This window comes from Candidatus Cloacimonadota bacterium (assembly GCA_020532085.1).
Lineage (GTDB): Bacteria > Cloacimonadota > Cloacimonadia > Cloacimonadales > Cloacimonadaceae > Syntrophosphaera.
This window is the reverse complement of sequence record JAJBAV010000096.1, coordinates 1-2,538: the sequence shown is the minus strand read 5'-3', so window position 1 is coordinate 2,538 and position 2,538 is coordinate 1. Positions and strand designations below refer to the sequence as shown.

Genomic DNA, 2,538 nt, shown 5'->3' with positions numbered 1-2,538 from the left:
CCGGCATAGGGCAGGGTGACCCTTATCCCGAAGCCGGACGCCTCCTCGCCCCCGAGGGTCATGGTTAGTTCGAATATCTCACCCTCTCCGCTCTTGGAGAGCGAGACCTCCAGCAACCCGCCCGCGATGGAGCCTATGCTGTCCTCCTCTATGGTCACTTTGACCTTGTCTTCGAAAATCATCTCCAGCTGGACCACATCGCAACCTTCCGGTATGCATATCATGACCTTATCGTCATCTGCCTCCACAGATACCTCTTCGGACACCTCAATCCACTTCGCTGTCAGGGACGCGCCGTTCAGTGGCATGGTCGAAGGAAGAGCGGGGTCCCATCCGGCGAATATATATCCGTCCTTGGTCGGGGCCGCCGGGGCGTTCACGGCCGAGCCGTAGTCCGCCGTTATCGACAAGACATCGGAACCGCCGTCGGAGTCGAAGGATATTATATATTCCACAGGGGTCCACCGGGCGGTCAGGGACGCGCCGTTCAGTGGCATGGTCGAAGGAAGAGCGGGGTCCCATCCGGCGAATATATATCCGTCCTTGGTCGGGGCCGCCGGGGCGTTCACGGTCGAGTCGTAGTCCGCCGTTATCGACAAGACATCGGAACCGCCGTCGGAGTCGAAGGATATGGTGCTGATGACCGATCCATCGATTGTCAGAGTTGCGTCCGAAACCACTTCTAAAGTCGCTCCCGCATCGATCGTCAGAGTTGCGTCCGAAACCACTTCTAAAGTCGCTCCCGCACCTATCGTCCAGGTCTTCCCTGCTCCGACGGTGTAGTCCCTGGCCACATTGGCCCCGGATTCGTCCTGATCGTAACTCAGGATCGTGCACCCGGGTGCGTTGAGAGTTACGTCGGCCCCGGCTAGGGAATCACGGCGTTCGGGAGCCCAGGGGTTGAAATGCGAATTTGTCCAGATGGACCCTCCGAGTATCATCTTCTCTATGACGTCGCTCTGCGCCACATTGATGGTTATATCGCCGAATATGGCGTTGGGGCCTCCGTCGGTGCTTGTGTTGCCCGTGGTCGCCCCGACGATCAGCATGTCGGCCCTGGTCAGGGACACCACGTTGATGACGGCTTTCGTGACCTCTCCCCTGTTACCTGTGGTTATGCATTTTATTTCTGCATTCCCCTCTATGTTCAAGGTCGCGTCCGAGGTTATTCCGTTCATGCCGCCGGCCACGACCGTGTCGATGATGCCGCCTGATATCTGGGTCGCAGCCGTGCCCACGTAGGAATAACCTCCGTAGCATCCGCCGAAGACGGCGACGATCTCGCCCCCCTCGATCGTCACTTCGGTCGTGCCCGTGATGTTGAGGAAGCGGTCGATGCCGGTAGGCGCATCGTATGAGCCTACGCCGTTCATGGAACCGCCTCCGGCCACATACCAGGCGGTCGTGTCTCCGCTCACACGGACGTGAGCGGCACCCACCTGGGCATAACCCACCGAACCGCCCATGACATCGTCCACGTTACCGGAATCAACGATCACCGTGGAGGATCCGATGACGTCGGCTCTGCTTTCCTGAACAGCGGAATAACCGCCCCCTATGACGTCATCCAAGACTCCTCCGGTCACACTAACGTAGGTGTTATCGACCGCGGTCTCCTTGGAACCTCCGAACACGTCGTAGGATGATATGTCGATCGTGCCGATCATCTCCACCCAACCACCGGGCGAACCGTTGTCCCAAGCCGCGATGCTTATGCTGCTCTGACCGTCTGCCGAACCGTCGTCTATGTTGATCGGAGTGCCGTTGGCGAATATCCGCTTAGCTACGGAATCTATGGTTATTTTGGTTGTCGTACTTGTTTCGGGTCCCGAACCCATATTGATAACGAACCTTGGAGAACCCTCTGCTGCTTTGGCCGTGTTGTATTCCAAGAGGCCTTCCACGGTTACTGTGATATTATGATAGGCGGTGTAAGTCTCACCCAGCTTTCCCATGTTGAAGCGATTCACATAATCTCCGGAATCGAATCTGTTCAGATCCCCTATGTAGAGATCGTAAGATCCGCCGGTCACGGTCGTTCCTTCACCAACGAACACCGAAATTTCAGAGTCCGTCGCGTAACTCGAGTGATCGATCACCGCTATGCCCATCCCCCAGGAGGAGGGGCCGCTGGTTCCGGCTCCGCCGTAGGAGGCCTTCCCCGTCACGATTATCTCGGCACCAACTATCGATACCTCTCCCGCCCGTACATCGAAACCGGTCTTACCCTCGAAGGTTCCGCCGGTCACGGTCAGACTCGCGGTGCTGGGGAAGTACACGGCCGCCGTTTCGTAGGATTTGAACACCCCGCCGTTTATCTCCACCACGGCCCCGTTCTGGGTTCCGTTGCCGGAGATGGCGGAGTATCTCGCATCGATCCTGCCGTCGTTCACCGTGAGTCTTCCTCCGGTGGCGACGTATATGCCGTAGACCTCTGAATCGATCACGCCACCTCCCATAACTAGTGCTCCGCCCTCCGTTATACGGATGGCAGAATAGGCCTTGTTGCCTGTGTAGTCTGTTTCGATTCTTCCTTCG

Annotated in this window: 1 protein-coding gene; it reads right to left on the bottom strand. The window is 57.8% G+C overall.

The window, feature by feature from the left end; genetic code table 11:
* Positions 1-2,447: InlB B-repeat-containing protein (locus tag LHW45_11365; GenBank protein MCB5286167.1), on the bottom strand; the 2,447-nt coding region annotated here is incomplete at its 3' end.
* Positions 2,448-2,538: the final 91 nt, after the last annotated feature.